The 21,466-nt window shown below is 72.0% G+C and carries 18 protein-coding genes and 1 pseudogene; 10 read left to right on the top strand and 9 right to left on the bottom strand.

What is annotated here, in order from left to right; all coding sequences use genetic code 11:
* Positions 1-149: 149 nt before the first annotated feature.
* Positions 150-1,814, top strand: coding sequence for a BCCT family transporter (locus tag HUT19_RS08460; protein WP_254885487.1), 1,665 nt, complete (start codon positions 150-152; stop codon positions 1,812-1,814).
* A gap of 271 nt (positions 1,815-2,085) precedes the next feature.
* Here the strand turns inward: HUT19_RS08460 and HUT19_RS08455 are convergent, their stop codons facing one another.
* Positions 2,086-3,033, bottom strand: coding sequence for an FAD-dependent oxidoreductase (locus tag HUT19_RS08455; RefSeq protein WP_176179859.1), 948 nt, complete (start codon positions 3,031-3,033; stop codon positions 2,086-2,088).
* Positions 3,034-3,193: 160 nt separating this feature from the next.
* On the opposite strand from HUT19_RS08455, the gene HUT19_RS08450 reads away from it, so the two are divergent.
* Both HUT19_RS08450 and HUT19_RS08445 read left to right on the top strand, forming a co-directional pair.
* Complete coding sequence (locus HUT19_RS08450; protein WP_176179858.1) at positions 3,194-4,240, top strand: oxidoreductase; 1,047 nt, start codon at positions 3,194-3,196, stop codon at positions 4,238-4,240.
* A gap of 290 nt (positions 4,241-4,530) precedes the next feature.
* Positions 4,531-6,168, top strand: a complete 1,638-nt coding sequence (locus tag HUT19_RS08445) for an ABC-F family ATP-binding cassette domain-containing protein (RefSeq protein ID WP_176179857.1) — start codon at positions 4,531-4,533, stop codon at positions 6,166-6,168.
* Positions 6,169-6,322: 154 nt separating this feature from the next.
* Here HUT19_RS08445 and HUT19_RS08440 read toward each other — a convergent pair.
* From HUT19_RS08440 to HUT19_RS08420, 5 genes and pseudogenes are all read right to left on the bottom strand, one after another.
* Positions 6,323-6,607, bottom strand: a pseudogene (locus HUT19_RS08440) (MFS transporter); the annotation flags it as partial.
* Positions 6,608-6,745: 138 nt separating this feature from the next.
* Positions 6,746-9,133 carry a Tex family protein gene (locus HUT19_RS08435; protein ID WP_176179856.1) on the bottom strand — a complete coding sequence of 796 codons (2,388 nt, stop codon included), beginning with the start codon at positions 9,131-9,133 and terminating at the stop codon, positions 6,746-6,748.
* A 164-nt stretch (positions 9,134-9,297) separates the two neighbouring features.
* A complete protein-coding gene (locus HUT19_RS08430) occupies positions 9,298-9,438 on the bottom strand; it encodes an LPFR motif small protein (RefSeq protein WP_176179855.1) in 141 nt (46 codons plus the stop codon).
* 237 nt (positions 9,439-9,675) lie between these two features.
* A complete protein-coding gene (locus HUT19_RS08425; RefSeq protein ID WP_176179854.1) occupies positions 9,676-10,539 on the bottom strand; it encodes a hypothetical protein in 864 nt (287 codons plus the stop codon).
* 77 nt (positions 10,540-10,616) lie between these two features.
* On the bottom strand, positions 10,617-11,375 hold the full coding sequence (locus HUT19_RS08420) for an enoyl-CoA hydratase/isomerase family protein (RefSeq protein WP_176179853.1): 759 nt from the start codon (positions 11,373-11,375) through the stop codon (positions 10,617-10,619).
* 271 nt (positions 11,376-11,646) lie between these two features.
* Here HUT19_RS08420 and HUT19_RS08415 point away from each other — a divergent pair, with 271 nt between their 5' ends.
* Positions 11,647-12,153 carry an ATP-binding protein gene (locus HUT19_RS08415; protein ID WP_176179852.1) on the top strand — a complete coding sequence of 169 codons (507 nt, stop codon included), beginning with the start codon at positions 11,647-11,649 and terminating at the stop codon, positions 12,151-12,153.
* Here the strand turns inward: HUT19_RS08415 and idi are convergent.
* The 3 genes from idi to galE all read right to left on the bottom strand — a co-directional run bounded on the left by idi (position 12,128) and on the right by galE (position 14,798).
* Entirely contained in the window at positions 12,128-12,739 is a 612-nt protein-coding gene (idi, locus tag HUT19_RS08410) for an isopentenyl-diphosphate Delta-isomerase (protein WP_176179851.1), read from the bottom strand. The two genes, HUT19_RS08415 and idi, sit on opposite strands and share 26 nt — an antisense overlap.
* 64 nt (positions 12,740-12,803) lie before the next feature.
* Complete coding sequence (locus tag HUT19_RS08405; RefSeq protein WP_176179850.1) at positions 12,804-13,727, bottom strand: cation diffusion facilitator family transporter; 924 nt, start codon at positions 13,725-13,727, stop codon at positions 12,804-12,806.
* 87 nt (positions 13,728-13,814) lie between these two features.
* Positions 13,815-14,798, bottom strand: a complete 984-nt coding sequence (gene galE / locus HUT19_RS08400) for a UDP-glucose 4-epimerase GalE (protein WP_176179849.1) — start codon at positions 14,796-14,798, stop codon at positions 13,815-13,817.
* A gap of 271 nt (positions 14,799-15,069) precedes the next feature.
* Here galE and HUT19_RS08395 point away from each other — a divergent pair, with 271 nt between their 5' ends.
* The 6 genes from HUT19_RS08395 to HUT19_RS08370 all read left to right on the top strand — a co-directional run bounded on the left by HUT19_RS08395 (position 15,070) and on the right by HUT19_RS08370 (position 21,447).
* Positions 15,070-16,989: a DUF5941 domain-containing protein gene (locus tag HUT19_RS08395; RefSeq protein WP_176186648.1), complete on the top strand. Its 1,920-nt coding sequence runs from the start codon at positions 15,070-15,072 to the stop codon at positions 16,987-16,989.
* Positions 16,986-17,738 (top strand): sugar phosphate nucleotidyltransferase, encoded by a 753-nt coding sequence (locus HUT19_RS08390; RefSeq protein WP_176179848.1) that lies wholly within the window; start codon positions 16,986-16,988, stop codon positions 17,736-17,738. Before HUT19_RS08395 ends, HUT19_RS08390 begins: the two co-directional genes overlap by 4 nt.
* The gene (locus HUT19_RS08385; RefSeq protein WP_176179847.1) at positions 17,726-18,799 is read left to right on the top strand and encodes an iron-containing alcohol dehydrogenase family protein; all 1,074 of its coding nucleotides are present in this window, start codon (positions 17,726-17,728) and stop codon (positions 18,797-18,799) included. Before HUT19_RS08390 ends, HUT19_RS08385 begins: the two co-directional genes overlap by 13 nt.
* Entirely contained in the window at positions 18,765-19,556 is a 792-nt protein-coding gene (locus HUT19_RS08380; protein ID WP_176179846.1) for a CDP-alcohol phosphatidyltransferase family protein, read from the top strand. The genes HUT19_RS08385 and HUT19_RS08380 overlap by 35 nt, the downstream gene beginning before the upstream one ends.
* An 11-nt stretch (positions 19,557-19,567) precedes the next feature.
* Positions 19,568-20,440, top strand: coding sequence for a glycosyltransferase family 2 protein (locus HUT19_RS08375; RefSeq protein ID WP_176179845.1), 873 nt, complete (start codon positions 19,568-19,570; stop codon positions 20,438-20,440).
* 80 nt (positions 20,441-20,520) lie between these two features.
* A complete protein-coding gene (locus tag HUT19_RS08370; protein WP_176179844.1) occupies positions 20,521-21,447 on the top strand; it encodes an ABC transporter permease in 927 nt (308 codons plus the stop codon).
* Positions 21,448-21,466: the final 19 nt, after the last annotated feature.

Genomic DNA, 21,466 nt, shown 5'->3' with positions numbered 1-21,466 from the left:
CCACACTTCGTGCTCATTCAGTGAAAGGTTCTTGCGTGACGGAGACAGGTAAGACCACGGGGGACGCCAAGGGCGGTCCTCCGGGCACAACGGATAGTCCCGAAGGTTCGGGGGGCCCGGAGCGATCCCGGGCCCCCCAGACGGACCGCGTGGTGTTCGGCGTCTCCGCCGCGCTCACGCTCGCCTTCGTCGTCTGGGGTGCGGTCGCCACCGACACCCTGGAGGACGCCTCGGCGGACATGCTGTCCGGGCTGATCCACAACGGTGGCTGGGCCTTCGTCCTGGCAGCGTCGGGCTTTGTGATCTTCGCGCTGTGGCTGGCCATGAGCCGCTACGGCAAGATCACGCTCGGGAAGGAGGGCGAGGAGCCCGAATTCCGCACCGTCTCATGGGTCGCGATGATGTTCAGCGCGGGCATGGGCATCGGGTTGATGTTCTACGGCGTGAGCGAGCCGCTGTCGCACTTCGTGAGCCCGCCCCCGGGCACCGACCCCAAGGGCGCGGCCGAGGCGATGCAGACCGCCATGGCCACCACGCTCTTCCACTGGACGCTGCACCCATGGGCCATCTACGCGGTGGTCGGCCTGGCCATCGCGTACAGCACCTTCCGGCGCGGCCGTCGCCAGACCATCAGCGCCGTCTTCACCCCGCTCATCGGCCGGAGCCACGCCAACGGCTGGGTCGGCCGGGTCATCGACATACTCGCCATCTTCGCCACCCTCTTCGGCTCCGCCGCCTCGCTCGGGCTCGGCGCGCTCCAGATCGGCAGCGGTATCGAGGTGCTGGGCTGGAAGAGCGACGTGGGCACGGGGCTGCTCGTGGCCGTCATCGCGATCCTCACGGTGGCGTTCATCGCCTCCGCGGTGTCCGGTGTCGCCAAGGGCATCCAGTGGCTGTCCAACATCAACATGGTGCTGGCGCTGTTCCTGGCCGTGTTCGTGTTCGTCGCGGGCCCGACGATCATCATCCTCGATCTGCTGCCCACCTCGATCGGCTCCTACGTCGGCGATCTGCCCCAGCTCGTCGGCCGCACCGAAGCCACCGGTGGCAAGTCGGTCGCCGACTGGCTGAGCAGCTGGACGGTCTTCTACTGGGCCTGGTGGATCTCCTGGACGCCGTTCGTCGGCATGTTCATCGCCCGCATCAGCCGCGGCCGCACCATCCGGCAGTTCGTGGGCGGAGTGATCCTGGTGCCGAGCACCGTCAGTCTGCTGTGGTTCGCGATCTTCGGCGGGTCGGCGATGAAGCTGGAGGCCGCGGGCCGCCTGGGCAAGGAGACCACCCCCGAGGGGCAGCTGTTCGGCGTGCTGGACCAGTACCCGATCGCGGGCGTGATGAGCGTCCTGGTGATGATCCTGGTCGGCATCTTCTTCGTCTCCGGCGCCGACGCGGCGTCCATCGTGATGGGCACGCTCTCGCAGAAGGGCGCCTTCGAACCCACCCGCTTCGTGGTCGTCTTCTGGGGCGTGGTCACCGGTGGTGTCGCGGCCGTCATGCTGCTGATCGGCGGCGGCGGGGACGACGCGCTCACCGGACTCCAGAACCTGACCATCCTGGTGGCCGCGCCGTTCACCCTGGTGATGGTGGGCCTCTGCTGGGCCCTGCTGCGGGATCTGCGCCGCGACCCGCTGATCGTCCGGGGGGAGAGGGGCGAGGAGGCGGTCGAGATGGCCGTCATCGCCGGACATGAGATGTACGACGGCGAGTTCGAGATCCGGATCGGCCCGGCCACCCCGCCCGACCCGTCGCAGGACGGCGACGGCGTGGACGACCCGGTCGACCCGGTCGATCCCGCCCCCGCGGGCACGGCGTAGCCGCCACCCCGCAGGACATCCGGTCCCGCCGATCGCGTCCCACGGACGCCTGACCGGCGGGACCGCCGCATTCCCGAGGGAGACCGTCCACATGGGCCCCGACGCGCCCGGTCCGGCCGGGGCGCCCGCCCGGTCGTGGTGTTCGCATGGCCGGGCCGGCTGCCCGGGCCTCACGGGTCGGGCGAGTGGACGGGCGGGGCATCCGGCGGTTCCAAGCGATGTGACGGCAGGTCAGGAAGGGCAGGCGGCCCGGCGGAGGCGGTGTGCCGGGTCAGGCCAGTAGCGCGGCTTGCCGGGCGCAGCCCCAGGACACCGTGACGCCCGCCCCACCGTGCCCGTAGTTGTGCACGACACGCGCGCCGTCCGGCAGTCGCTCGCTCTCCAGCCGCACCCGGGAGCGCGCCGGGCGCAGACCCACCCGGTGGGCCAGCACCCGCGCGTCCGCCACCCGCGGATGGACACCGGCGCAGCGGGCGACGATCGCGTCGGCCGTCGCGGGGTCCGGCTCCAGACCCCAGGCGTTCTCGCGTGCGGTGCCGCCGAGCACCAGCCCGTACGGCTGCGGCAGGGCGTACAGCGTGTCCGACGCGTCGTGCTCCGCGGCCACCAGCCACTCCTCGACACCCGGGTTCTCCACCACCACCAGCTGCCCCTGCACCGGGTGCACCCCGGTGTCCGGCACCAGCTCCCGCGCGCCCAGGCCCGTGCAGTTGACCACGAGCGGGGCGGCGCGCCCCGCCTCGGCCGGGGAGGCCGCGGTGCGCTCCTCGACCGTTCCGCCCGCCGCCTCCAGGCGCCGCCGCAGCCAGCCGAGATATGTCGGCATGTCGACCAGCGGAACGCGCGCCCGCAGCCCCACCGAGAAGCCCTCCGGCAGCTCGTCGGGGCGCGCCGGACGCAGCCCCGGCACCTCCGCCGCCCAGGTCCCCAGGTCCGCCACGCCGATGCCCGCCTGCGTGCCCTCGACCAGCCGGACCCCGGTCTCCTCCGGCCGGGCGGCCAGTTCGATGAAGGTGTGCAGCGTATCGACGGACCAGGCGGCCACCTGCTCCTCCGGTTCGATGCGGTACGGCCACCACAGCCCTCCGGCCACCGCCGACGTGGTGCGCCCGGCCGGGTCGCGGCTCCACACCGCCACCCGGCGCCCGCCCTCGGCCAGCACGATGGCGCTGGTCAGCCCGATGACTCCAGCGCCGATGACCATCGCGTCGCATGTCATGCCCGGAGGCTACCGCCGGGGTGGGGGCCCGGCACCACGCCATCCCCCGCACTGTCGTGCGCACTCCCTCCCTCCTCCGGATTTGTCGTCGATGAACCGCTGTGCGGGTGCGTCGAAGTGTCCATGCGCCGATGGACCCATACTTGGGAATACTTGGGCCATGAGCTTCGAGTACGTGACGTTCGGGCTGACGCCGGCCATCCGCGTCGGCGGTGTGCTGGCCGACGGCGCGTACCAAATGCACCGTGATTTCCTGGACTTCACGGTGGACGGCGGCCCGCTGCTGCCGCGCCTCCCCGATCTCGACGTAGTCTCATCGCTCGCCCTGGACCTCGGCCCCGCCGCCTTCACCGAGCAGGTCAGCGGACTGCTGCTGGAGACGGACGCACCGCTCGAGGGCGGCCGGTTCGTGATCTACGGCTGTCCGGAGTGCGAGGGCCTGGAGTGCGGGGCGCTCACCGCCGTCATCGAGCGGGACGGGCCGGACGTGGTCTGGCGCGACTTCGTCTGGCAGACCGACCACGCCGCCCCGGACGCCGAGCGCGACGCCCTCCCCGGCATCGGCCCCTACCGCTTTCGCGGCGATCAGTACCGCACCGAGCTGAAGCGGCTGCTCGCCGACGACGGTCCGGAGGGACGCCCGGGGCCCCGGGCGCTGCTCATCGGCCGCCGCGCCGCCGTACTGGCCAAGCTGGCCGCCGCGCTGCGCCGCATCGGCATCGGTGCGGAGATCACCCTCGACGCGGCGGGGGCGCACCCGGACGAGCTGCGCAAGTACGGTGCGGTGGTCTTCGGCCGGGCGGTGGGCCGGGACGAGCGCGACGCGGTGCGGGACGCCTGCGCGGCGGCGCGGGCCGACGTGGTCTTCGTGACCGCGCTCGCGCCCATCGTCCCGCTGCTGGTCGCCCAGGTCGAACAGGCCCTGGACCGCACGCCGTTCGACCGCCGCGGACTCACCGGGCTGCGCGCGTCGGGTGCCGGGGCGGCCGTCGAGGCGTTCCTCGAGGTGGCGTCCCCGTGCCGGGTGCGGCTGGTGGCCCACCGCATGGACCGTCTCTCCCGCTCCCGGACGTGGGAGCTGTTCGACGCCCCGCTGGAGCCGGGCACCCATCGCCTCGTCCCGGACCTCCGGGCCGTGCGGGGCGAGGCATATCTCGTGGCTCATACGCGGGACACGGTGCTGGTGACCCCGGTGGCGCGCCAGTAGATTGTCGCTGCTAAGTGTGGCTCTGATTGGTGGAGTTGACGGTCGGGCAGTCTCTCCTCGTCGTTTCACTTCGGCCGGGCGGGGGTGCCATGTCGTCGCAGAAGAACCACCGACGACACCCGCGTGAAACTGCGCCACCTCTACCCCACCACACAGCAAAACTAAGCTGCGACAATCTACTGGGTGTAGTGGCTCACGGGTTGTTCGCGCGGCTGATCGGGCCCCCGCCGCGCCGGGGAGCGGAAAAACCGGGAGCAACGTCCCCGGCCCGGCGATTAGGATCGCCGCTGATGACTGCCACACTCGTCGCCAAGGACCTCGCCGCGGGCCACGGCGACCGCACCCTCTTCTCCGGCCTCGATCTCGTCGTCGCCCCCGGCGAGGTCATCGGACTCGTCGGGGTCAACGGCGCCGGGAAGTCCACCCTGCTGCGGCTGCTGGCCGGGCTCACCGACGCCGAGCACGGCGCGGTGCGTCTCAGCCCGCCGCACGCGACCGTCGGCCATCTGCCGCAGGAGCCCGAGCGGCGCCCGGAGGAGACCGTGCGGGCCTTCCTGGCCCGCCGCACCGGGGTCGCCGCCGCTCAGGCCGAACTCGACGCCGCCACCCAGGCACTGGTCGACAGCGCGCCCGGCGCGGACGACGCGTACGCCGTCGCCCTCGAGCGCTGGCTCGGGCTCGGCGCCGCCGACCTCGAGGAGCGCTCGGACGAGGTCGCCGGCTCGCTCGGGCTCGACATCTCCCTGGACCGGCCCATGACCGCCCTCTCGGGCGGGCAGGCCGCCCGCGCCGGACTCGCCTCGCTGCTGCTCAGCCGGTACGACGTCTTCCTGCTCGACGAGCCGACGAACGACCTCGACCTCGACGGGCTGGGGCGGCTGGAGAGCTTCGTCACCGGGCTGCGCGCCGGGACGGTGCTGGTCAGCCATGACCGCGAATTCCTCACCCGCACCGTCGACAAGGTCCTGGAACTCGACCTCGCCCAGCAGCAGGTGAACCTCTACGGCGGTGGCTACGCCGCCTATCTGGAGGAGCGCGAGACCGCCCGGCGGCACGCCCGCGAGCGCTACGAGGAATACGCGGACACCCGCTCCTCCCTGGAGGCACGGGCCCGGACCCAGCGCGCCTGGATGGAGAAGGGCGTCAAGAACGCCCGCCGCAAGGCCCCCGACGGCGACAAGATCGGGCGGAACGCCCGCGTCGAAGCCACCGAGAAGCAGGCCGCCAAGGCGCGTCAGACCGACCGGCTCATCGAGCGGCTGGAGGTGGTCGATGAGCCGCGCAAGGAGTGGGAGCTGCGGATGGAGATCGCCGCGGCACCGCGTGCGGGCGCGGTCGTGGCGACCCTGCGCGGGGCCGAGGTGCGGCGCGGCGACTTCCGCTTCGGCCCGGTCGACCTCCAGATCGATTGGGCGGACCGGGTCGCGGTGACCGGTGCGAACGGCTCCGGCAAGTCGACCCTGCTGGCCGCGCTGCTCGGCCGACTCCGGCTGGACGCGGGGGCCGCGGCGCTCGGCCCCGGTGTGGTGGTCGGCGAGGTCGACCAGGCCCGCGCGCTCTTCTTCGGCGGCGAATCCCTGCTGGACGCGTTCGGCGCGGCGGTGCCGGAGCTGGAGCCCGCGGCCGTACGGACCCTGCTGGCCAAGTTCGGTCTGAAGGCCGCCCATGTGCTGCGGCCCGCCGCCACGCTCTCCCCCGGGGAGCGGACGCGCTCGGCGCTGGCCCTGCTCCAGGCCCGCGGGGTCAATCTGCTGGTGCTGGACGAGCCCACCAACCACCTGGATCTGGCCGCGATCGAGCAGCTGGAGTCGGCGCTGGCCACCTACCCCGGCACTCTGCTCCTGGTCACCCATGACCGCCGGATGCTCGACGCGGTCCACACCACCCGCCGCCTCCTGGTGGCGGACGGCCGGGTCACCGAGGCGTAGCCCGGGCCGCTGCGTCCGCCGCCGCGGCACTCTCGGCGGCGGAGGCGGAGACGAGCGTCGCGGCGGCGAGGCTGCCCCAGAAGGCGGCCGGGCCGTGGGGTGCGCGAGCGGTGATGGCCGCGGGGGAGACGGCGAGGCCGAAGCTAGTGGAGAGCGCGTTGCGCAGGGCACGGCCCGCCGCGAGAGCGGCCTCGCGCTCCCGGCCGTGGGCGACCGTGGCCACGAGAGCCGCGGGGGCCGGCCACCCCTGGTTGCCGATGCCGAGGAAGAGCACCGCCGCCGCGAACAGCCAGACGTGCCCGGCCGGGGTGGCCGGCAGCAGCGCCACGCCCAGCACCCGCACCAGCATCGACGCCGCCACGACCGGGCTGCGTGTGCCCCGGTCCGGCCATCGGCCCACCGCGGGCATGCGCACCAGACCCACGACGACACCGGCCGTCCGGCGCTGAGCGGCTTCGGCCCGCCGGAACGCGGGCCGCCCCAACGGCCCGCAGCCCAGACGGCCGTGGCCCGGCGAGCAGCGCTCGCCGGGCCACGTTCCGCTTCGTCGACCCGGGCAGCACGCCCGGTCCGGCGCCTAGCGCCGCTTCGGGTCCAGCAGGCCCGCCCGCCGCAGGGCGTCGGCCATCGCGCCGTTCGCCGGGGCCGCGTCGCGGCCGCCGCCACGGCCGCCCTGGCGCTGCTGCGGGGCGCTCCGGCGGTTGCCGCCGCCGCGCGACCCGCGGCCGCTGTCCGAGCGGCCGCGGTCACGGTCACGGCCACCGCCGCCACCGGACGCGCCGCCCGCCTCGTCGTCCAGCCGGAGCGTCAGCGAGATCCGCTTGCGCGGGATGTCCACGTCCAGGACCTTCACCCGCACGATGTCACCCGGCTTCACCACGTCCCGCGGGTCCTTGACGAAGGTCTTGGACATCGCGGACACATGCACCAGGCCGTCCTGGTGGACGCCCACGTCCACGAACGCGCCGAACGCCGCCACGTTCGTCACCACGCCCTCCAGGACCATCCCGGACGCGAGGTCGCCGATCTTCTCGACGCCCTCCTTGAACGTGGCGGTCTTGAAGGCTGGTCGCGGGTCGCGGCCCGGCTTCTCCAGCTCCTTGAGGATGTCCGTGACCGTCGGCAGACCGAAGGCGTCGTCCACGAAGTCGTCCGGGCGGAAGCTGCGCAGCACCGCCGTGTTGCCGATCAGCGAGGTCACCTCGCTGCCCGCCGAGGTGACCATCCGACGCACCACCGGATACGCCTCGGGGTGCACGCTCGACGCGTCCAGCGGGTCGTCGCCGCCGCGGATCCGCAGGAAGCCCGCGCACTGCTCGTACGCCTTGGGGCCGAGCCGGGCCACGTCCTTGAGGGCGGTGCGGCTGCGGAACGGGCCGTTGGCGTCGCGGTGGGCGACGATGTTCTCGGCGAGCCCGGCGCCGATCCCGGAGACCCGGCTGAGCAGCGGGGCGGAGGCCGTGTTGACGTCCACCCCGACGCCGTTCACACAGTCCTCGACCACCGCGTCGAGCGAGCGCGAGAGCTTCACCTCGGACAGGTCGTGCTGGTACTGGCCGACACCGATCGACTTGGGGTCGATCTTCACCAGCTCGGCCAGCGGGTCCTGGAGGCGACGGGCGATGGACACCGCGCCACGCAGCGAGACATCGAGGTCCGGCAGCTCCTGGGAGGCGAAGGCCGAGGCCGAGTACACGGAGGCGCCCGCCTCCGAGACCATCACCTTGGTGAGCTTCAGCTCGGGGTGCTTGGCGCACAGCTCGCCCGCCAGCTTGTCGGTCTCGCGGGAGGCGGTGCCATTGCCGATCGCGACCAGCTCGACACTGTGCTCACGCGCCAGCCGGGCCAGCTTGGCCAGGGACTCGTCCCACTGGTTGCGGGGGACGTGCGGGTAGATGGTGTCGGTGGCGGCCACCTTGCCGGTGGCGTCCACGACGGCCACCTTCACACCGGTGCGGAAGCCGGGGTCCAGACCCATCGTGGCGCGGGTGCCCGCCGGGGCGGCGAGCAGCAGATCGCGCAGATTGGCCGCGAAGACGCGCACCGCCTCGTCCTCGGCGGCCTGCCGCAGCCGCAGCCGCAGATCGATGCCGAGGTGGACCAGCACCCGGGTGCGCCAGGCCCAGCGGACCGTCTCGAGCAGCCACGGGTCGGCCGGACGGCCGCGGTCCGCGATGCCGAAGCGCTGGGCGATGGACCCCTCGTACGAGGAGGGGCCGGGCCGCTCGGCGGCCGAGGGCTCCTCCGGCTCCAGGGTGAGGTCGAGGACCTCCTCCTTCTCACCGCGGAACATCGCCAGCACCCGGTGCGAGGGCAACTCGGTGAACGGCTCGGCGAAGTCGAAGTAGTCGGCGAACTTGGCGCCCGCCTCCTCCTTGCCGGCCCGCACCTTGGTGGCGACCCGGCCGCGCTCCCACATCCGCTCGCGCAGCTCACCGATGAGGTCCGCGTCCTCCCCGAACCGCTCGGTGAGGATGGCCCGCGCGCCTTCCAGCGCGGCGGCCGGGTCCGCGACGCCCTTCTCGGCGTCCACGAAGGCGGCCGCGGCGGCGGTGGGCTCCACGGACGGATCGCCCAGCAGCCCGTCGGCCAGCGGCTCGAGACCCGCTTCGCGGGCGATCTGCGCCTTGGTGCGGCGCTTGGGCTTGAACGGGAGGTAGATGTCCTCCAGCCGCGCCTTGGAGTCGGCGGCGAGGATCTGCGCCTCCAGGGCCTCGTCCAGCTTGCCCTGGGACCGCACCGATTCGAGGATCGCGGTGCGCCGCTCCTCCAGCTCCCGCAGATAGCGCAGCCGCTCCTCGAGGGAGCGCAGCTGCGCATCGTCGAGCATCTCCGTCGCTTCCTTGCGGTAGCGCGCGATGAACGGCACGGTAGAGCCGCCGTCGAGCAGCTCGACGGCGGCTTTGACCTGCCGTTCCCGTACGCCGAGTTCTTCGGCGATCCTGCCTTCGATGGACGTCGTCACGATCACGCTCCGCTTTCGGTCTGCACTGCCTCTGCATTGTGGCAGGTGGCACCGACGAAGCGGTCGCGGCCGAGGGATTACGGCGGGGCGAGGGGGATCGTGAGGGGAGCCCAAGAGCACACGAGCCCAAGAGCCGAGCGGGGACGGGGGCGGACGTCGGGACGTCAGACGTGGTGGTGGCGTCCGCCGCGCGCGGTGTCCGAGGCACCGCCGAAGAGGCGGGCCACGGCCCGGAAGGGAAGCGTCACCACGGCGGCCAGGGTGGAGCCGATGGCGCGGAACACGTCAGCGATGGCGCGGAGCACAGGTTTCTCCCATCAGTTGCGGGCGTCGGATCGGCAACCGCCGCCGGGCGCCGTACGCACGCGGTGCACGGGCACTCGCCGGCGTGCGCGGCGCGCGGTTGAGCACCCGGCTTCGGGCGGCCGATCGCGCTCGACCATCGGGTATCCCGACCCGCGCACGGCAAACCCCGGCCCCCATGACCGGAGCTTGAGTTCCAGTGGTCGTCGGGGGGCCGGGGCGTCCGCCGTCGCGGTGGGTCAGCGCTTGCCGAGGAGGTCGGCCGGGAAGGCGCCGCGCTCCACGGCGGTCGTGGTGAAGGCCCCGGCCAGTTCGGTCAGCCGGGCCACGCCCGCCGCGCCCAGGTGCTCGTACGGCGCCGCGTCCAGGCGGTCCGTCTCGTCCTCCAGCGCGGCGCGCAGCTGTGTGCCCGCGTCCGTCAGTTCGTTGTCGGCGGTCAGCAGACCGCGGTCGCGCAACCGGTCCTGGGCCGCCGTCCACTCCTCCTCGGTCCAGCCGCGGGTCCGCAGGACCCACTTGGGGGACATGCCCTTGCCGGTCGCCGCGTGGCTGGCCAGCGCCTCCACCCCGTCCAGCCCGGCGCCGACCAGCGTCATCAGATGGCCGTCGCCGCGGTGCTCGCGCAGCAGCGTGGCGGCGTGCCAGAACGCCAGGTGCGGGGCGTCCGGGGTGGGCAGATCGGCGTGGGCGGAGTACAGCGGGCGGGCGGCGCGCGAACACGCCTTCGTGGCGCGCAGGGCCAGCTCCGCCGCCTCCGTCATCTCCTTGGAGGCGACGGCATCGTCGCCCAGCACCCGCCGCAGCACCGAGTCGGCCGCGCGCAGCCGGGCCTCCAGGGCGGCCTCCGGGGAGATCACGTCCCACACCTTGGGGAGGTGGCGGGCGATGAGCTCGTGCTTGAAGTTGTAGAAGGTGGCGCTGACGGTCCCCGCGCCGACCCGGCCGAACGCTGCCGCGCGGCCCACGAAGTAGACGGCCCCGCGCTCCTCCATGCCCAGTCGGGCGAGCTCGTGGCCGAAGTCCGGGGCGAAGTAGACGGCCGAGTGGAGCGGGTTCACGACGGTGTGGCAGCGGCGTACGGCACGCTCGGGGAGTGAGGTCATGCGCCGCACGTTACCCGCAGGTAGGAGGAGCAGGAAGGCCGGGTTTCGCTTCTGTGCGAGGCCCGGCCCCGGTGCCCTCATCCCGCTGGGGGCGACCAGCGGAAACGGGGGGCGCGGCGGGCGAGGAAGGCGGCCACGCCCTCCTCGGCCTCACCGCTCGTCAACGACTGCTCCCGCCAGTACGCCACCCGCTCCGGATCCGCCGGACCGGCCGCGAACTCCTTCGCCGCCGCCTGGGTGAGCTGTGACCGCGAGATCAGTACCTGGGCGAACTCGGTCACCCGCTTGTCCAGCCCGCCCACCGGAAGGACCTCGTCCACCAGTCCGGTGCGCAGCGCCCGCTCGGTGTCGATCAGCTCGCCCGAGAACAGCAGGTACTTCGCCGTCGCCGGTCCGATCAGCTCCACCAGCCGTCGGGTGGAGCCGGGGGAGTACACGATCCCCAGCTTGGCCGGGGTGATCCCGAACAGCGTGCCCTCCTCCGCGAACCGCAGATCGCAGGCGGCCGCCAGCTGGCAGCCGCCGCCCACGCAGTAGCCGCGCACGGCGGCGAGGGTGGGCTTGGGGAAGGCGGCGAGGGCCTCCTCGGCGGGCAGCGCGGCCCCGGTGGTCTCCTCGAAGGTCGTGCTGAGCGCACCGATGTCCGCGCCCGCGCAGAAGGTGTCCCCGTCGCCGGTGAGCACCAGCGCCCGTACGGCCGGGTCGGCGGCGAGCCGGGTCAGCAGCGGGGGCAGGGCGTGCCACATGCCGGGGGTCATCGCATTGCGCTTGGCGGGGTTGCTGATGACGACGGTCGCTATGCCATCGGCGATGTGGTGGTGCAGACAGGGCTCCATGCGGCGGATCGTATCCGGGCCGGCCGCGGGCCCCGTCGGCTCAGGGGGCGTAGCGGTGCCGCCTGCCCGGCCCCGGGCCCGGTTGAGGGATGTTCACCAGGGTCGCCCCCTGGCCGGGCGGGAACGGTCCTTCGCGTGACGCTGGCATACGCCAACGATCAAAACCGGTCGATAGGCGTTAACTTCTGATCAGTTCGCCGGTCCGTACCAACGGATTCCCAACACTCGACGGGAGTGGTGGTCGGGCCGCGGCGATGGGTGGGTATCGGACATGGAGATCGTCGGAAGAGTCCCCTCGGAACAGGGACACGCGCCACCTCACAGACCCCCCGTCTACGACGGGGTGTGGCGGTTCACGGCCCCGGCTCTCGACTCCTCCGTACCGCAGGCCCGGCACGCGGTGCGCGATCTGCTGGCCCGTCAGCGGGTGCCCGTCCACGGCGAACTGGTGCCCAATCTGCTGCTGATCGTCTCCGAGCTGGTCACCAACGCGGTCCGGCACGCCGCGCTGCTCTCCCCGGAGATCGCCGTCGAGGTGTCCATCGGGCAGGACTGGGTCCGCGTCGCCGTCGAGGACAACCATCCGTACCGCCCGGTGGCGCTGGCGGCGGACCAGGGCGGCACCGGCGGGCGCGGGCTGCTGCTGGTCCAGGCGATCGCCGAGGAAGCGGGCGGGAGCTACGACGTGGACCACACCGCAAACGGCGGCAAGGCGGTCTGGGCCGCCCTGCCGCTGGTCACCCTCGGGACCGCTACCAGCCCGCGGCCGCCCCGGTGAGCTCGCGGATCACCGGCCGGGCCGCGTCCAGCACGGTCGGGAACCAGGCCGAGAACGGATGGTCCGCGCGCAGCCGCGCCAGCTGATCCGGGGTGACGAAGGCGGTCTCGCCGATCTCCAGCGGGTCCGGACGGGGAACCGCCCGGACCAGTCCCGCGAAGAGGTGGTTGTACTCCTGCTCGACCAGGCCGGAGGCCGGATCCGGGTGGTTGTAGCGGACCGTGCCCGCCTCGCGCAGCAGCGCGGGCGCGATGCCGAGCTCCTCACCGGTGCGCCGGGCCGCCGCCACGAACGGCGGCTCACCGGGGTAGGGGTGGCCGCAGCAGGTGTTGGACCAGACACCGGGGGAGTGGTACTTGCCCAGCGCCCGCCGCTGGAGCAGCAGCCGCCCGGCCTCGTCGAAGAGGAAGACCGAGAACGCCCGGTGCAGCCGGCCCGGGGGCAGGTGCGCGGAGAGCTTCTCCGCGGTGCCGATCGTCGTGCCGTCCTCGCCGACCAGCTCGAGCATGATCGGCTCGGTGGAGCCGCTCGGCGCGGGGGGCGCTGTGGTCTCGGCGGAGCGGCCGTTGGGCGGTGTGATCGGCATGACCATCCTCGTAGTTCCGACTCGTGAGCGTCCAAGTCTGCCGCATAGGTGCCCCAACTCCGTGTCAATGGCACAGCTTGGCTTCGTGGTCAGCATGCCCGCCCGGTTCCAGCTGGAACGTGCAGTGCCCGACGTCGAAATGCTGCCCCAGACAGCCCTGGAGGGCGTGCAGCATGTTCTCGTGACCCACCGCACCGAGCGCCCTGCGGTCCACCACCACATGGGCGGAGAGCACCGGCATCCCCGAGGTGATGGTCCACACGTGCAGATCGTGCAGCCCCTCGACACCGGGGAGGGCGAGGATATGGGCGCGGACCGCGTCCATGTCGACGTCCCGCGGTGCCGCCTCCAGCAGGACGTTCAGCGTGTCCCGCAGCAGTTTGAAGGTGCGCGGCACGATCATGAGCGCGATCAGCAGCGAGGCGATCGGATCGGCCGTCCGCCAGCCGGTGGCCAGGATGATCCCGGCCGACACCAGGACCGCCACCGAGCCCAGCGCGTCCGCCAGCACCTCCAGATAGGCGCCGCGGACGTTCAGGCTCTCCCGCCGCCCGCCGAGCAGCAGCCCCAGCGACACCGCGTTCGCGGCCAGGCCGACGGCGCCGAAGACGACCGTCAGCCCGCCGTCGGTGGACGCGGGGTGCAGGAACCGCAGCACCGCCTCGTAGAGGATGTAGCCGCCGACGCCGAACAGCAGCAGACAGTTGCCGAGCGCGGCCAGGATCTCCGCGCGGGCATAGCCGTAGGTACGGCGCGGGCTCGGCGGCCGCCCCGCGAAGTGGATCGCCAGCAGCGCCATCGCAAGACCGAGCGCGTCCGTCGCCATGTGCCCGGCGTCCGCCAGCAGCGCGAGCGAGTTCGCGAGCAGACCGCCGACGACCTCCACGGCCATCACCGCCAGGGTGATGGCCAGCGCGATCCGCAGCCGCCACCGGTGGGCGGCGCCCGCGGTGGTGAGGCCGCGGCCGTGGTCGTGACCCGCGCCCATGTGTCGACGGCCCTCCTCCCGCGCCGCGGTCCCCTGTCACCAGTGAACTACGGCCGCGGGCGGGCCTCGGTCAGCCGCGCCGCCGGGTCAGCCGCGTGCCTCGGGGTGGTGCAGACACCACCCTTCCCACGCCGACTCCACCATCGAGCGGACGCCGTGCCGGGCGCTCCAGCCCAGCTCCTTGGCGATCAGTTCGGTGGATCCCACGACCTGGGCCGGATCGCCCGCCCGGCGCGGCTCCACCACCGGGCGGAGCTCCGGGTGGCCGGTGATCTCACCGATCAGATCGGCCATCTCGCGCACCGAGACACCCTGACCGGTGCCGATGTTCACCGTCAGATCACCCGGCTCCCGCTGGGCGGCCAGCCGCCGGGCAACCGCCAGATGGGCCGAGGCCAGATCCTCGACGTGGACGTAGTCACGGATGCAGGTGCCGTCGGGGGTGGCGTAGTCATCGCCGAAGATCCGCGGGGCCTCGCCACGGGTGATCCGCTCGAACATCATCGGGATGATGTTGAACACCCCGGTGTCCGCCAGTTCCGGCCGGGCGGAACCCGCCACATTGAAGTAGCGCAGACAGCCCGTGGACAGCGAATGCGCCGTGCCCACCGCTCTGACCAGCCACTCTCCGGCCAGTTTGGTCTCCCCGTACGGGTTCATCGGCACACAGGGGAGGTCCTCGGTGACACGTTCCACATCCGGCATGCCGTAGACCGCGGCGGAGGACGAGAAGAGGAAGTTGCGGATCCCGGCCGCGACCACCGCCTCCAGCAGCACCGTGAGTCCGTGCACATTCTCCCGGTAGTAGCGCAGCGGCTGCTCCACGGACTCCCCGACCTGCTTCTTCGCCGCGAGATGCACCACTCCGGTCACCCCCAGCTCGGAGAAGGTGCGGTCCAGCAGCTCACGGTCGAGCGTGGACCCGCGCACCAGGGGCACCTCGGCGGGCAGTCGGTCCCGGACGCCGCTGGACAGATCGTCGAGCACGGCCACGGGCTCACCCGCCTCGGCCATGGCCCGCACGACATGCGACCCGATATATCCGGCACCACCTGTGATCAGCCACGTCATGACCGCACCCTATCCACCCTCCCCCGGGCCGGGCGTTTGTCGCGGAGAGCCGCCATCCACCATGATGATCGACGGCGGGGCGGAAGCGGTCGTTCCCCCGATCGGGCGATGAATGTGCGGTGAACGGGCGCTTCCCTCGATCCGATAGCCTCTGCCGACGTGCCGCCCGCCCCGCCCGGGGCCGGGGCGTGCGATGCCCGTTGCCCGGAGAGGGCCCCCGGCCTGTGCCAGACGGCACGGCCATGTGTCAGCTGCCAAGGAGTGAGTTCGTCTGTCGACCGCGATTCTCACCGGTGACCCGGTCGCGGGCTCGTCCCTCGAGGACGACCTGCGGTCGCTGGGCTTCGACGTGCGCAGGGCGGCCGACGCGGCCGGAGTGGCGGCGGAGCTCGCCGCCGTACCGGTGCGCGAGCGGGTCGCCCTCGTCGACGCCCGCTTCATGGGCCACGTCCACGCGCTGCGCCTGGCGCTGACCGACCCCCGCTTCCCCGCCGCCGCCGTCCCCGGCGCGCTCGGCGTCCAGTCCGAGGCCCGCGCAGCCCTGACCCGCGCGGTGACGGCCGCCACTCCCGCCCCGGAAGCCGCCGCCGTCCCGGCCCTGGAGCCCGCGGCCCCCGGCCCGGCCCCCGCCGACGGTGAGGTCCACGACACCCACGGTATCCATGACGCTGCTGTGACAGCTGACGCTGCTGTGACAACGGCCACCGGCACGGTGCTGCCCGACGACCTGGCCACCGCCCTCGGCACCGAAGGCGTCACCCCGCACCGTCCCGAGCTCGGCGTGCTCGTCGCCGCCGTACCGGGGGACGTCCTGGAGCGCGGCCGGACCCAGGACGCCGTCGACGCGGTGGACGACGAGCGCGTCCGGCTGCGCACCGCGGTGAAGTCGCGGGACGGCTTCTTCACCACCTTCTGCATCAGCCCCTACTCCCGCTACATCGCCCGCTGGTGCGCCCGGCGCGGACTGACCCCCAATCAGGTCACCACCGCCTCCCTGCTCACCGCCCTCATCGCGGCGGCCTGCGCGGCCACCGGCACCCGGCCCGGGTTCATCTCGGCCGGAGTGCTGCTGATCGCCTCGTTCGTCCTCGACTGCACCGACGGCCAGCTGGCCCGCTACTCGCTCCAGTACTCCACGCTCGGCGCCTGGCTGGACGCGACGTTCGACCGGGCCAAGGAGTACGCGTACTACGCGGGTCTCGCGCTCGGCGCCGCCCGCGGCGGCCACGACGACGTATGGGCGCTCGCGCTGGGCGCGATGGTGCTCCAGACCTGCCGCCACGTCGTGGACTTCTCGTTCAACGAGGCCAACCACGACGCCACCGGCAACACCAGCCCCACCGCCGCTCTCTCCGACCGCCTCGACAGCGTCGGCTGGACGGTCTGGCTGCGCCGGATGATCGTGCTGCCGATCGGTGAGCGCTGGGCGATGATCGCGGTGCTCACCGCCTTCACCACGCCCCGCATCACCCTCTGGGTCCTGATCGCCGGCTGTGCGCTGGCCGCCTGCTACACCACCGCGGGCCGGGTGCTGCGCTCGCTCACCCGCCGCGCCGAGCGCACCGAGCGCGCGGCGCGTGCCCTCGCGGAGCTCGCCGACAGCGGACCCGTGGCCGAACTGGTCGCCAGGGCGGCGGCCCGCCGCCCGCGCGGCTTCCTGGCACCGCTGCTCGCCGCCCTGGGGGCCGTGCTGCTGGTGTCCTGCGCCGCCGCCGCTCCCGGCGGCTGGCTCCCGGTGGCCGCGGCCGGCGGGTACGCGCTCTGCGCGGGCCTGGCCGTCGCCGCGCCCCTCACCGGCCCGCTGGACTGGCTGGTCCCGCCGGTCTTCCGCGCCGCCGAATACGGCACCATCCTGGTCCTGGCTGCCCGCTCGGAGGTGAACGGCGCCTTGCCGGCGGCTTTCGGGCTGGTGGCCGCCGTCGCCTACCATCACTACGACACGGTGTACCGCATCCGCGGCGGCACCGGGGCGCCGCCGCACTGGCTGGTGCGGGCGATCGGCGGGCACGAGGGGCGGATCCTGGCAGTCACGGTCGCCGCCGCCCTGCTGCACGACCAGAACCACGGTTTCACCATCGCGCTGACCGCACTCGCGGCGGCACTCGCGCTGGCGGTGCTCATCGAGAGCATCAGCTTCTGGGTGTCCTCCGGAGCACCCGCAGTACACGACGAAACAGGAGAACCCGCATGATCGGCCTCGTGCTGGCGGCCGGCGCCGGACGGCGTCTGCGCCCCTACACCGACACCCTCCCCAAGGCCCTGGTGCCAGTAGGACCCGAGGGCAAGGAGGGCGAGACGACCGTCCTCGACCTGACCCTCGGCAACTTCGCGGAGATCGGTCTGACCGAGGTCGCGATCGTCGTCGGCTACCGCAAGGAGGCCGTGTACGAGCGCAAGGAGGCCCTGGAGCGCGCTTACGGCCTCAAGCTCACCCTGATCGACAACGACAAGGCCGAGGAGTGGAACAACGCCTACTCCCTGTGGTGCGCCCGTGACGCCATCCGGCACTCGGTGATCCTCGCCAACGGCGACACCGTGCACCCGGTCTCGGTCGAGAAGACCCTGCTCGCCGCGCGCGGCAACGGCCAGAAGATCATCCTCGCGCTGGACACGGTGAAGCAGCTCGCCGACGAGGAGATGAAGGTCGTCGTGGACCCCGCCAAGGGCGTCCAGAAGATCACCAAGCTGATGGACCCGGCCGAGGCGACCGGTGAGTACATCGGCGTCACCCTGATCGAGGGCGAGGCCGCCGCCGACCTGGCCGACGCGCTGAAGACCACCTTCGAGCGCGACCCCGACCTCTACTACGAGGACGGCTACCAGGAGCTCGTCAACCGCGGCTTCAAGATCGACGTGGCACCCATCGGCGACGTCAAGTGGGTCGAGATCGACAACCATGACGATCTGGCGAAGGGCCGTGACATCGCGTGCCAGTACTGACGAGGCTCATCCCCTCGCCGCTTGTCGTCGACATCCGCCGGGGCGCCCTGGACGACCTGGCGGGCGTTCTCGCGGACCAGCGGATCTCGTCCTCCGGCAAGCTGGCCGTCGCGATCAGCGGCGGCTCCGGCGCCGTGCTGCGCGAGCGGCTGGCCCCGGCCCTGCCCGGCGCGAGCTGGTACGAGGTCGGCGGCGGCACCCTGGATGACGCGATCAAGCTGGCCGACGCCATGAAGTCCGGCCACTACGACGCGGTCGTGGGGCTCGGCGGCGGCAAGATCATCGACTGTGCGAAGTTCGCCGCGGCGCGGATCGGCCTCCCGCTGGTCGCCGTCGCCACGAACCTCTCGCACGACGGTCTGTGCTCACCGGTCGCGACCCTCGACAACGACGCGGGCCGCGGCTCGTACGGGGTGCCCAACCCGATCGCCGTGGTCATCGACCTCGATGTGATCCGTGAGGCGCCCGTCCGCTTCGTCCGCTCCGGTATCGGCGACGCCCTGTCCAACATCTCCGCGGTCGCGGACTGGGAGCTGTCCAACCGCGAGACCGGCGAGCAGATCGACGGCCTCGCGGCCGCGATGGCCCGCCAGGCGGGCGAGGCCGTGCTGCGCCACCCGGGCGGCGTCGGCGACGACGGCTTCCTCCAGGTGCTGGCCGAGGGTCTGGTGCTCACCGGTATCTCCATGTCGGTCGCGGGGGACTCCCGTCCGGCCTCCGGTGCCTGCCACGAGATCAACCACGCCTTCGACCTCCTCTTCCCCAAGCGCGCGGCGAGCCACGGCGAGCAGTGCGGGCTCGGCGGGGCGTTCGCGATGTATCTGCGCGGCGCGCACGAGGAGTCGGCGTTCATGGCCCAGGTGCTGCACCGGCACGGGCTGCCGGTGCTGCCCGAGGAGATCGGCTTCACCGTCGACGAGTTCGTGCAGGTGGTGGAGTTCGCTCCGAAGACCCGCCCCGGGCGGTACACCATCCTCGAGCACCTCGACCTCTCATCCGACGCGATCAGGGACGCTTACGCCGACTATGCCAAAGCAGTCAGTCAAGCCATCAGTGGCTGAACTCCGCCCGGTCGTTCACCCCGAGGGAGTGAAGGACCGGCGGAGCGGTGAGCACTGGGCCGGGCGCCTCTACATGCGCGAGCTCTCGCTGCGCTGCGACCGGTACCTGGTGAACACGCGGGTCACGCCCAACCAGCTGACCTATCTGATGACCGTCTTCGGCGTCCTCGCCGCCCCGGCCCTGCTGGTGCCCGGGGTGGTGGGCGCCGTGCTCGGGGTACTGATGGTCCAGCTCTATCTGCTGCTGGACTGCGTCGACGGCGAGATAGCCCGCTGGAAGAAGCAGTTCTCGCTGAGCGGCGTGTATCTGGACCGCGTCGGCGCCTACCTGTGCGACGCCGCGGTGCTCGTCGGCTTCGGCCTGCGCGCCGCCGACCTGTGGGGCTCCGGGCGGATCGACTGGCTGTGGGCCTTCCTCGGCACCCTCGCCGCGCTCGGTGCCATCCTGATCAAGGCCGAGACCGACCTCGTCGGTGTCGCCCGGCACCAAGGCGGTCTTCCGCCGGTCAAGGAGGCGGCCTCCGAGCCGCGCTCGTCCGGTATGGCACTGGCCCGCAAGGCGGCCGCGGCGCTGAAGTTCCACCGGCTGGTCCTCGGGGTCGAGGCGTCGCTGCTCGTCCTCGCGGCCGCGGTCGCGGACCAGGTGCGCGGCGATCTGTTCTTCACTCGCCTGGGTGTTGCCGTACTGGCGGGTATCGCCATCGTGCAAACCCTTCTTCATCTCGTGTCCATCCTCGCGTCGAGCAGGCTCAAGTGAGCCGCGCCACGATGACGGTCGGAGCGGTTGTCCTGACGATGGGCAACCGCCCCGAGGAGCTGCGTGCGCTGCTCGACTCGGTCGCCAAACAGGACGGCGATCCGATCGAGGTGGTCGTCGTGGGCAACGGCTCGCCGCTGCCCGAGCTCCCCGAAGGGGTACGGACCGTCGAGCTGCCCGAGAACGTGGGCATTCCGGCGGGCCGCAATGTCGGTATCGAGGCGTTCGGACCGGGCGGATCAGAAGTCGATGTACTGCTCTTCCTCGACGACGACGGGCTGCTGCCCGGCGTCGACACGGCCGAACTGTGCCGTCAGGCGTTCACGGCGGACCCGAAGCTCGGGATCATCTCCTTCCGGATCGCCGACCCCGACACCGGTGTCACCCAGCGTCGCCACGTACCCCGGCTGCGCGCCTCGGACCCGATGCGGTCCTCCCGGGTCACCACCTTCCTGGGCGGTGCCAATGCGGTCCGCACCGCGGTGTTCCAGCAGGTGGGCGGATTGCCCGACGACTTCTTCTACGCCCATGAGGAGACCGACCTCGCCTGGCGGGCCCTGGATGCCGGCTGGATGATCGACTACCGGTCGGACATGGTGCTGCACCATCCGACCACCGCCCCGAGCAGGCACGCGGTCTACCACCGGATGGTGGCCCGCAACCGGGTCTGGCTGGCCCGGCGCAACCTTCCTGCCTTGCTGGTACCGGTCTATCTGGGGGTCTGGCTGCTGCTCACACTGGCCCGGCGGCCGTCTGGAACCGCGCTCCGTGCCTGGTTGGGAGGGTTCCGCGAAGGCTGGAAGACACCATGCGGTCCACGTCGACCCATGAAGTGGCGTACGGTATGGCGCCTGACCCGACTGGGCCGCCCTCCTGTCATCTGACAAGCTCGTATCTGATACGCATCGGGCGCGACCCGGGGCGCGGCCCCTGTCAGCGCACCCTGAGGACGAAAGTGTCAACTGTGAGCGAGACTACGCACGACAGTGCGGTCGCCGTGAGTGCACCATCACCCGACGACGGCCTGTCCCCGGCCGAGCTGGCCCGTAAGCACGGGCTGTCGGTGAGCGGTGCCCGGGCGGGGCTGGGCGAGTACATCCGGCAGATGTGGGGCCGGCGCCACTTCATCCTGGCCTTCTCGCAGGCCAAGCTCACGGCCCAGTACAGCCAGGCCAAGCTGGGCCAGCTGTGGCAGGTGGCGACCCCGCTGCTGAACGCCGCGGTGTTCTACTTCATCTTCGGTCTGCTGCTCAAGAGCAACCGGGGCTTGGAGAAGGACGTGTACATCCCGTTCCTGGTGACGGGTGTCTTCGTCTTCGCCTTCACCCAGAACTCCGCGATGGCCGGGGTGCGCGCGATCTCCGGAAACCTGGGGCTGGTGCGGGCCCTGCACTTCCCGCGGGCCTCGCTCCCCATCTCCTTCTCGCTCCAGCAGCTCCAGCAGCTGCTGTTCTCGATGATCGTGCTGGTCGTGATCCTGCTGGGCTTCGGGCATTTCCCGGCCCTGGCCTGGGTGCTGATCATTCCCGTGCTGGCGCTCCAGTTCGTCTTCAACACCGGTCTTGCGCTGATCATGGCCAGGCTGGGCGCGAAGACCCCGGACCTGGCGCAGCTGCTGCCGTTCATCCTGCGTACCTGGATGTACGCGTCCGGTGTGATGTATCCGCTGGAGGCTACGCTGAAGCACGCGGGGGCGAGCGGCTGGATGTCCGACCTCATGCTGGCGAACCCGGCCGCCGTGTACATGGACCTGATGCGGTACGCGCTGATCGACGAGTACAACTCGCTGCCCCCGCATGTCTGGGCTCTGGCCCTGGGCTGGGCGGCGCTCTTCGGCGTCGGTGGCTTCGTGTACTTCTGGAAGGCAGAGGAGCAGTACGGCCGTGGCTGAGCAGATTCTCGACAAGGCC

Origin of the sequence: Streptomyces sp. NA02950, assembly GCF_013364155.1 — a bacterium.
Lineage (GTDB): Bacteria > Actinomycetota > Actinomycetes > Streptomycetales > Streptomycetaceae > Streptomyces.
Note: the sequence above shows the minus strand (reverse complement) of the source record. Positions and strands in the feature narration are given on the sequence as shown.

Coding starts and splice junctions, on each gene's coding strand:
- galE (WP_176179849.1), bottom strand. CDS start 14,798: ATGACGTGGCTGATCACAGGTGGTGCCGGATATATCGGGTCGCATGTC.
- HUT19_RS08405 (WP_176179850.1), bottom strand. CDS start 13,727: ATGGGCGCGGGTCACGACCACGGCCGCGGCCTCACCACCGCGGGCGCC.
- idi (WP_176179851.1), bottom strand. CDS start 12,739: ATGCCGATCACACCGCCCAACGGCCGCTCCGCCGAGACCACAGCGCCC.
- HUT19_RS08420 (WP_176179853.1), bottom strand. CDS start 11,375: ATGGAGCCCTGTCTGCACCACCACATCGCCGATGGCATAGCGACCGTC.
- HUT19_RS08390 (WP_176179848.1), top strand. CDS start 16,986: ATGATCGGCCTCGTGCTGGCGGCCGGCGCCGGACGGCGTCTGCGCCCC.
- HUT19_RS08415 (WP_176179852.1), top strand. CDS start 11,647: ATGGAGATCGTCGGAAGAGTCCCCTCGGAACAGGGACACGCGCCACCT.
- HUT19_RS08425 (WP_176179854.1), bottom strand. CDS start 10,539: ATGACCTCACTCCCCGAGCGTGCCGTACGCCGCTGCCACACCGTCGTG.
- HUT19_RS08445 (WP_176179857.1), top strand. CDS start 4,531: ATGACTGCCACACTCGTCGCCAAGGACCTCGCCGCGGGCCACGGCGAC.
- HUT19_RS08450 (WP_176179858.1), top strand. CDS start 3,194: ATGAGCTTCGAGTACGTGACGTTCGGGCTGACGCCGGCCATCCGCGTC.
- HUT19_RS08455 (WP_176179859.1), bottom strand. CDS start 3,033: ATGACATGCGACGCGATGGTCATCGGCGCTGGAGTCATCGGGCTGACC.
- HUT19_RS08380 (WP_176179846.1), top strand. CDS start 18,765: ATGCCAAAGCAGTCAGTCAAGCCATCAGTGGCTGAACTCCGCCCGGTC.
- HUT19_RS08375 (WP_176179845.1), top strand. CDS start 19,568: ATGACGGTCGGAGCGGTTGTCCTGACGATGGGCAACCGCCCCGAGGAG.